The 9,467-nt window shown below is 46.4% G+C and carries 6 protein-coding genes; all 6 read left to right on the top strand.

The annotated features are described in order from the left end of the window. The first annotated feature begins 399 nt into the window (after window positions 1-399). The 6 genes from IQR33_RS22040 to IQR33_RS22015 all read left to right on the top strand — a co-directional run bounded on the left by IQR33_RS22040 (window position 400) and on the right by IQR33_RS22015 (window position 9,359). Window positions 400-3,354: an ExeM/NucH family extracellular endonuclease gene (locus tag IQR33_RS22040; protein WP_193837597.1), complete on the top strand. Its 2,955-nt coding sequence runs from the start codon at window positions 400-402 to the stop codon at window positions 3,352-3,354. A gap of 189 nt (window positions 3,355-3,543) precedes the next feature. Next, window positions 3,544-4,131: an aminodeoxychorismate/anthranilate synthase component II gene (locus IQR33_RS22035; RefSeq protein WP_065274924.1), complete on the top strand. Its 588-nt coding sequence runs from the start codon at window positions 3,544-3,546 to the stop codon at window positions 4,129-4,131. Between the two features lie 361 nt (window positions 4,132-4,492). Then, entirely contained in the window at window positions 4,493-5,704 is a 1,212-nt protein-coding gene (locus tag IQR33_RS22030; protein ID WP_054575289.1) for an aspartate aminotransferase family protein, read from the top strand. 109 nt (window positions 5,705-5,813) lie between these two features. After that, complete coding sequence (astA, locus tag IQR33_RS22025; RefSeq protein ID WP_005381422.1) at window positions 5,814-6,833, top strand: arginine N-succinyltransferase; 1,020 nt, start codon at window positions 5,814-5,816, stop codon at window positions 6,831-6,833. 28 nt (window positions 6,834-6,861) lie between these two features. Continuing rightward, window positions 6,862-8,319, top strand: a complete 1,458-nt coding sequence (astD, locus tag IQR33_RS22020) for a succinylglutamate-semialdehyde dehydrogenase (protein WP_025768787.1) — start codon at window positions 6,862-6,864, stop codon at window positions 8,317-8,319. Between the two features lie 248 nt (window positions 8,320-8,567). Continuing rightward, window positions 8,568-9,359 carry a DUF1338 domain-containing protein gene (locus tag IQR33_RS22015; protein WP_042523639.1) on the top strand — a complete coding sequence of 264 codons (792 nt, stop codon included), beginning with the start codon at window positions 8,568-8,570 and terminating at the stop codon, window positions 9,357-9,359. Window positions 9,360-9,467 lie beyond the last annotated feature (108 nt).

Raw genomic sequence — 9,467 nt, 5'->3', positions numbered from 1 at the left:
AGAGCGAAGCGAGTAATAGATTCTTGGGCTTGAACAGTGATACAAGTGAAAATTAAAGCATTCTAAATTAGTGACTAATTATATTTTTTATTTGTAACGGAACGGTTGGGTTAATAAGCAACTCAACAAGTGATGTATTTTCTACTCCTTAACATGAAGTGAAAAAGTAAACTGAGTAATCAATCTAAATTCTGACTTGTTTATCAATAGCGCTCTGTATTTATTACAAAAAATGTTTGAATGGGATGCTCTGGCATATTTTCTTATATTCACATGTGATTCATTTCACGGCTTTAATTACTCATTCTTATTTATTTCATAAATAAACCTGATAGTAGACGCAAATGGCAGGCTCTAACCAGAGCTAAGTTTGCATTTACATAAATATCAGGTATGACAATGGACACGTTAATCAAACCCTCAATACTCGCATTAACCATCGCCAGTGCACTTAGTGCAAACGCGAACGCAGAGATTATTATTTCCCAATACGTAGAAGGCGGCGCTTATAATAAAGCGGTAGAGATCGCTAATACGGGTGATACTGCGGTGACACTCACTGGCTACGAGTTGGCGAAATCATCAAACGGTGGTGGTACTTGGGGTAGCACATTCGACCTTAGCCAAGTGACGCTACAAGCTAACCAAGTGTATGTACTGGCGCATGGTGACGCGAGCGATACCATCAAAGCTGTCTCGGATATCACAGATAAAAGCGTTGCGAACTTTAACGGTGACGACCCGATCGCACTGCTTAAAGATGGTGAAGTGCACGACATCATCGGTGTGATGGGTGACGTAGATTTTGGTAAAGACACCACATTAGTTCGTAACAGTGATGCACTAACCCCTTCTGCTACTTATGATGCATCTCAGTGGACGGCATTTGAGAAAGACAACATTGACGGCCTTGGTGAGCTAAATGCGACTGAGCCACCAGCACCATTCGCTTGTGAAGTCGACGGTCAGCAACCTAACTTCACTACCATCCAAGATATTCAAGGTGAAGGCGATACGTCTCCATTCATTGATGGTTACCCATACATTACTGACGAAGATCATTTCGTAACGGGTGTCGTGACTGCTGTTACCACTGGCCTAACCAAAGGTTTCTACCTACAAGCATTAGAAAGCGACAACAACGACAAGACCTCAGAAGGCTTGTTCATTCATACTGACGCGGCAGACACGGCGCTGAAAGCTGGTGACGTTGTTTGTGTGAAAGGTAAAGTTCAAGAGTATTACAGCAATACTCAGCTTGCTTCTGATGCTAACAGCTATGTGAAAACAGGCACCTCTGAAACCTCTCGAGTTACCGATCTTGTTATCAAAGAAGGTGAGACACTACGTGATGCGCTTGAGCGTCATGAAGGGATGCAAGTTGAGTTGACCTCGGCAAGTGACTTGTTTGTAACTCGCAACTTCTCTTACGACTACGATTCACGTCGTAACAATATGATGCTCTCTCATGAAGCGCCATTGTTAAAGCCGACTCAATTACACGCGGCAGAGAGCGATGCAGCCGTTGAGCTAGCAAAAGACAACGCAGCGAACCGCGTATACCTAGAATCAGATGGCAAAGCACCAAACGGACAAATCCCATACTACCCAGATTTTGCTAAAGATGCAGACCAAAATGGCTCTTCAGAGCAGCACATTCGCCTAGGCTCTCGTGTCGAAGGCCTGCAAGGTGTTGTGGCTTACAGCTACAACGAGTACCGCCTAATTGCGACCAATGAAGTTGATAGCAGCAACTTTGTCACGTCAGGTGATGACTTTAACGTTGCGCGTAAAGCGGCGCCAGCCATAGCCGATTCTGATTTACGAGTAGCGAGCTTCAACGTTCTTAACTACTTCACTTCAGTTGCTGACAGCGGGCACGACAACCCAACCGGGCAAAATCGTGGCGCGACAAACCTTGATGAGTTCTTGATCCAGCAAGCGAAAATAGTTTCAGCGATGAATAAGATGGACGCGGACATCATTGGCTTGATGGAAGTGGAAAATAACGGCTTTGGTGATGGTAGTGCTATCCAAAACTTGGTTGATGCTTTAAACGCTGAGATTGATGACGTGGAAGATCATTACACGTATGTCGAAATCGAAGAGCAAGACAAATACCAAGACGAATACTTTGGCAGTGATGCGATCATGGTGGCGATCTTATATCGTGCTAACGCAGTAACACCAAAAGAAGCAGCAAAAGTCATTGTGACGCCAGAGCAACACATTGCAGAGAACACCATTACTCGTAAAGAGGGCACTGAAAGTAACCCTGCATACGACAAATATCAACGCCACAGTCTACTTCAGACCTTTACGGTGAAAGAGACGGGTGAAGATTTGTCTATTGTCGTAAACCACTTTAAGTCGAAAGGCTCTGAGTGTATTGAAGAGTGGATTGCTGGTGTAGAAGATTCTGAGCCAGCGGATCTGCAAGGCAACTGTAACAACTTCCGCGTTTCTGCTGCGCACGCAGTGGGTGAAGCGTTGAAAGAAGTGAAAGGCGATGTATTGCTCATGGGCGACCTCAATGCTTATGGCATGGAAGACCCACTTCTGACACTGACTGATTACTCAAGAGAGAAATACGGCCGTGACATTTATACTGCTGCTTACACAACCATTGGTGATGGTGAACTTCAAGTAGAGAAGACCAAAATTGAAAAAGGTTACGGTCTGCACAACTTAAACACGTTGCTGCACGGCGCTGATACGTTTTCTTACACCTATTCGGGCGAGCTGGGTAATTTGGACCACGCATTGGCAAGCAGCAGCCTAGCGCAAAAAGTGGTAGCAATTGAAGATTGGCACATCAACTCACTAGAGAGTAACTTGTTCGAATACAGCAGCAAGTACACAGGTGATATGCCGAAGTACAAAGATGCGTTCTCTGCCTCTGACCACGATCCAGTGATCATCGCGATTGATTTACCAGATGATGACATCGATTTACCGAAAGCAGGTGACAACTTAGCCGTCGATGTCCGTTTACCACCAACGGCGGTTGTGGGCGATATTGTTACGGTGAACTTAACGCCATCCACACAAGCGGCTGCGGCAAGCAGCGATACGAAAGCTTACTCGGCTAGCCAAACTTTAGTTCAAGCTGATATTGATGCGCGTAGCGTGAATATTGAGTTTGAACAAACGCCAGAGCAAGGTAATTATCAGTTAGAAGAGAAAGTGACTGACTCGACAGGTAATATCGTGAAGTTTAGCTCTGTTCGTGATGTTTCAATGACGCAAACTGAAACTGGAACAGAAGGGTCGAAGGATTCAGATGGTGGTTCGTTTGGTTTTGGCGCGCTATTTGCGCTGCTAGGTCTCGGCTTATTCCGTCGTCGCCGCTAAGCGAATTTACTTTCTGACAAACAGTTCCTAAATAGCTGTAAAGACCAAAGGCCAGCCTATGCTGGCCTTTTTATTCAGCAAAAACTTGCCTTTCTTGCTTGGTATAGCAAAATACCGCCCTTGATTGTCACGAACGTGGCGATTCACTACGTAAGCATTGCCAAAACGGATTGGAGCAACCGACCCTTTATGTTGTTGATCATCGATAACTACGACTCTTTTACCTACAACCTTTACCAATACTTCTGCGAGCTTGGTGCAGACGTAAAGGTGGTGCGTAACGATGAAATCGATATCCAAGGCATTGAGGCGCTCAACCCAACTCATTTGGTGATCTCGCCAGGGCCATGTACGCCGAACGAAGCAGGTATTTCACTGAAAGCGATAGAACACTTCGCTGGTAAGCTTCCAATATTGGGTGTTTGCCTTGGCCATCAAGCGATAGCGCAAGTGTTTGGGGGTGAAGTGGTACGTGCACGACAAGTGATGCACGGTAAGACCTCACCGATTCGTCATAACGGTCGTAGTGTGTTTAAAAATCTGAATAACCCACTCACGGTAACCCGTTATCACTCTCTTGTGGTGAAAAACGGTACTTTACCCGACGTGTTTGAACTGACTGCATGGACAGAACTGCCTGACGGAAGCATGGATGAAATAATGGGTTACCAACATAAAACCTTGCCAATTGATGCGGTGCAGTTCCACCCAGAATCAATCAAAACTGAGCAAGGTCACGAGTTGCTTGCGAACTTTTTAGCACGCAAAACGATCTGATCGCGATCACTTTTCTTAACAAATCATTCATCTTTTTGCTGAGGTGAGCGGATTGCAAAACTATGCGATTCTCTCGAGTCTCTTTGTCTATTCATGTCTTTTAAAACCTTCTATCCCCTGTATTACATAACATTTATAAAAAATCACTTCTCTATTTTACTTTCTTGATGCATAAATAGTCATAAGCAGTGATTAATGGAAGTTACTTTCGAGAACGAAAAGAATAAATCACTATTGAAATGGTTAATTAAATGTAAATACAATGCCGCAATAGCTTAAATGCAAAACATTATTTGCTGGCAAAGAGAGCCGGTTAAATTCGCTTATCTGCTACGCATGCGGTATCAAGAAGGAATGTGCAATGACAACGGAAATTAAAGTAGAGCGCGGTTTATTCGATGAGGTAATGGTACCTTGCTATAACCCGATGGAAATGATCCCTGTTAAAGGTGAAGGTTCACGTGTTTGGGATCAGGAAGGTAATGAATACATCGACTTTGCTGGTGGTATTGCAGTGAGCTGTCTTGGCCATTGTCATCCAGTAATGGTGGACGCACTAACAGAGCAAGCTAACAAGCTTTGGCACTTAAGTAACGTTATGACGAACGAACCAGCCCTTCGTCTGGCGAAAAAGCTAACAGAAGTGAGTTTTGCTGAGCGAGTGTTCTTTGCTAACTCTGGCGCAGAAGCAAACGAAGCCGCTTTGAAGCTGGCACGTCGTTATGCAGCAGACGTTCATGGCACTGAGAAATCTGAAATCATTGCATTCAAACAAGGTTTCCACGGTCGTACATTCTTTACCGTAACGGTTGGTGGCCAAGCGGCATACTCTGACGGCTTCGGTCCTAAGCCAGGCGACGTGACACACCTTCCTTACAACGATATCGAAGCTTTACAAGCACACATGTCTGATCGTACTTGTGCGGTCATGATGGAGCCATTACAAGGTGAAGGCGGCATCGTGCCACCAACGCCTGAGTTCGCTCAAGCGGTTCGCGAGCTGTGTGACAAACACAACGCCTTACTGATCTTCGATGAAGTGCAAACTGGTAATGGCCGAACAGGTAACTTCTACGCTTACCAAGGTTTAGGTATCACGCCAGATATTCTAAGTACTGCGAAATCACTTGGTGGCGGTTTCCCAATCGGTGCAATGCTAACGACAGCAAAATTGGCAGAGCACATGAAAGTGGGCACTCACGGTTCTACATATGGCGGTAACCCACTAGCGTGTGCGGTTGCAGAAGCGGTTGTAAATGAAGTCACTAAGCCAGAGGTTTTGGCTGGTGTACTAGAACGCGAAGCAATGTTCCGTGAAGGTCTAGAGAAGATCAACGCGAAGTACAACATCTTCTCAGAAGTGCGCGGTCAAGGCCTATTACTTGGCGCTGCACTAAATGAAGAATGGCAAGGCCGTGCGCGTGACGTGCTGGTTGCTGCAGGTAAACAAGGTCTCATGGTATTGGTTGCGGGTGCCAATGTCGTACGTTTCACACCATCACTCGTTATCACACAACAAGAAATTGAAGAAGGCTTGGCGAAACTGGATAAAGCGATCGCGACTTTAGTTTAAGCGCGATATCAGTTTAAACGTCAACGCAGACACCCCCGTCAAGGATCTCTGATGGGGGAATTGTTCCTACAATATAGTTAGGATCTTCTTGCATCTGGAGGGAGTATTGATGCTAGTAGTTCGCCCTATCGCGATGTCGGATTACGACGCACTGCACACTTGTGCGGTGGAGTCTGGTCACGGATTTACATCTCTACCGGTTAACGAAGAACTGTTAACCAATCGAATCAAACATTCAGAGTACAGCTTTGGTAAGCCAGATGTGGCAGAACCAGGCGATGAAGGCTACCTGATGGTTGGCTTTGACTCTGAAACGGGTGAGGTTGCGGGTACCACCGGAATCGAAGCATCTATCGGCTGGGATGTCCCATTTTACTCATATCACATTAGTAAAGTTGTGCACTCGTCGCCAAAGCTTGGCGTTAACAACGTCGTTAAACTGCTTACTTTTGGTAATAACTACACGGGTAACAGCGAAATTTGTACCTTGTTCTTGCGTGAGAAATTCCGCCAAGGTCTGAATGGTCGTCTAATGTCGAAGTGTCGTTTCCTAATGATGGCAGAGCACCCAGAGCGCTTCTCTGAAACGATCTTTGCGGAGATGCGTGGCGTTTCAGACGACGAGGGTAATTCACCATTCTGGCAATGGCTTCAAGAGCATTTCTTCTCTATCGATTTCACTCTTGCAGATTACCTGACAGGTATCGGCAAGAAAGGCTTTATCGCCGACTTGATGCCGAAACTGCCTATTTACATCAATCTGCTCAGCCCAGAAGCGCAAGCCGTGATTGGTCAAGTACATGACAACACGCGTCCAGCGCTGAAGCTGCTTGAGCGTGAAGGTTTTACCAACCGAGGCTACGTCGACATCTTCGACGGTGGCCCAACGGTTGAGTGTGATCTGCGTAATATTGAGTCGGTACGTCATTCATTCCGCGCGCAAGTCAAAATCTCTGAACATTCCAGCACACAAGACTTCTTGATGTGTAATTCATCTTTCGAGAACTTCCGTGCGACAGTCACTAAAGCGGCGTATGACGCAGAAACACAAAGCGTGATGATTGCACCAGACGTTGCGGATGCACTTTCGGTTGAAGAAGGGGATTTCGTCCGCCTTCTTCCGCAGTAACAGACGACAGAATTTAAGGATAGAAACAATGACACATTGGATTGCAGGTGAATGGGTACAAGGTCAGGGTGAAGCATTTACGTCTCTGTCGCCGTACAACCAAGAAGTGATCTGGCAAGGCAAAGGTGCAACGGCAGAGCAGGTGAACCAGGCGGTATCTGCAGCGCGTGAAGCGTTTATTGACTGGAAAAAGCGTCCATTTTCAGAGCGTGAGGCAATCGTGTTGGCTTTTGCGGAGAAAGTAAAAGAGAACAGCGAAAAAATCGCCGAAGTGATTGCCAAAGAAACCGGTAAGCCGATTTGGGAAACGCGCACTGAAGCAGCAGCCATGGCAGGTAAAATTGCCATTTCGATTCGCGCTTATCATGACCGCACTGGTGAGGCGAGCCGTGAAGCAGCAGGCAACCAAATCGTATTGCGCCACCGCCCATTGGGCGTGATGGCGGTGTTTGGTCCTTACAACTTCCCAGGCCACCTACCAAATGGTCACATTGTGCCTGCGCTACTGGCTGGTAACACGGTAGTCTTCAAACCGTCTGAGCAAACGCCATGGACGGGTGAATTGGCAATGAAGCTATGGGAAGAAGCCGGTCTGCCGAAAGGCGTGATTAACCTTGTTCAAGGCGCGAAAGAAACTGGTATCGCCCTAGCTGACGCAAAAGGCATTGATGGCGTACTGTTTACGGGTAGCGCGAATACGGGGCATGTATTACACCGTCAATTTGCGGGTCAACCAGGCAAGATGCTCGCACTAGAAATGGGTGGTAATAACCCGATGGTGATCTCTGATAAATATGGTGATTTGGATGCCACGGTTTACACCATCATCCAGTCAGCGTTTATCAGTGCTGGGCAGCGTTGTACGTGTGCTCGTCGTTTGTATGTGCCATTGGGTGAAAAAGGCGATGCGCTTATCACCAAACTCGTTGAAGCGACACGCAATATTCGCGTAGACCAACCATTTGCAGAACCTGCGCCATTTATGGGACCGCAAATTTCGGTCGCGGCAGCCAAGTTTATTCTTGATGCACAAGCTAATCTACAGTCTCTTGGCGGTGAAAGCTTGATTGAAGCGAAAGCAGGAGAGGCGGCGTTTGTTTCTCCAGGCATCATTGATGTAACGAACATTGCTGAGTTACCAGATGAAGAGTACTTCGGCCCACTTCTGCAAGTGGTGCGCTACGAAGGATTAGACAAAGCCGTGGCGCTAGCAAACGATACGCGCTTTGGCTTATCTGCTGGTTTGGTTTCAACCGACGACCAAGAATGGGAATACTTCGTTGACCACATTCGTGCAGGAATCGTGAACCGTAACCGCCAGCTTACTGGGGCAAGCGGTGATGCGCCATTTGGTGGTCCGGGGGCGTCGGGTAACTTGCGCCCAAGCGCTTACTACGCAGCAGATTACTGTGCGTACCCAATGGCATCAATGGAAGGTCAAGAAACTGTCTTGCCTGCAACATTGAGTCCAGGTGTAGTGCTATAAGTTTTAATAATAGAGTCGCAACTATGCATTGCGGCTCACCTTGCCGGCGCATCATTTAGGTATGGGTTGTAGTGATCGTTGGCAGAACACGAAAAGTGAGCAAAGACTCGGAAAAGCGTGTTGACTGACTGGCATTTACCGTCACAGGTTGATGGTTGCTCGTTCATTATTCTGGACAACTTTTGTTGTGAACGAGCAGCCAACTTCCGCTTACCTTTAAACTCTACATCTCGTAACAAGGAGTCGTTATGACGCCCGATGTGTTATTTGAATCGCTATGGCAAGATTACATTCAACGTCTTTGCCCTTCGGCGGCTAAAGTGCATCAGCTGCTTCAAGAAGATGAGCCTCTGATTAATGATCATATAGCTTTACGTACCTTCAATATCGCGCCTCTTGGTATTGAAACTCTAGCTAAGCCATTTGTAGCTATTGGTTACAAGGCGTGTGGTGATTACGTTTTCGAAAGCAAAAAGCTGGTTGCTAAGCACTATGAGCACCCAGATCCGAAGCAACCTAAAGTATTTATTAGTGAGCTAAAAGTTGAAGAGTGCTCGCCTGAGCTACAAGAGATTGTGAAAAATTTGGTGGCACAAGTCGATGCTGACAAGCTGAACGATAGCGCATTCTTACATGGTGGACGCTTGTGGGATTTAAGCTTTGCTGATTACCAAACGTTGGCTAAAGAAAGTGAGTACGCATCTTGGCTTGCGGCGCATGGTTACGGAGCAAACCACTTCACGGTGAGCGTTAACCAACTCAATGAATATGAAGAAGTGAAGCAGGTAAACGATCATCTGCGTACCGCTGGGTTTACCATTAATGAAAATGGTGGTGAAGTGAAGGGCACTCCTGAGGTGTTGCTAGAGCAGTCATCGACCATGGCAGATAAAGTAGCGGTTCGTTTTAGCGAAGGCACTGAAATTATCCCTGGCGGGTTTTATGAATTTGCTAAGCGCTATCCGATGGAAAATGGTGATTTGTACCCAGGTTTCGTGGCCGCTTCAGCGGACAAAATCTTTGAAAGTACGAATGGCTAAGTTTTAGGGTTAACCTGTTAAGCTTACTCATTAGTGTTCGCTGCACCCTATCTCATTTGGTCATGAGTAAATAAAAAGCCACCAATGTTGCCATTGGTGGCTTTTATA

It is taken from the genome of Vibrio sp. OPT46 (assembly GCF_015163535.1).
GTDB lineage: Bacteria > Pseudomonadota > Gammaproteobacteria > Enterobacterales > Vibrionaceae > Vibrio > Vibrio alginolyticus.
Note: the sequence above shows the minus strand (reverse complement) of the source record. Positions and strands in the feature narration are given on the sequence as shown.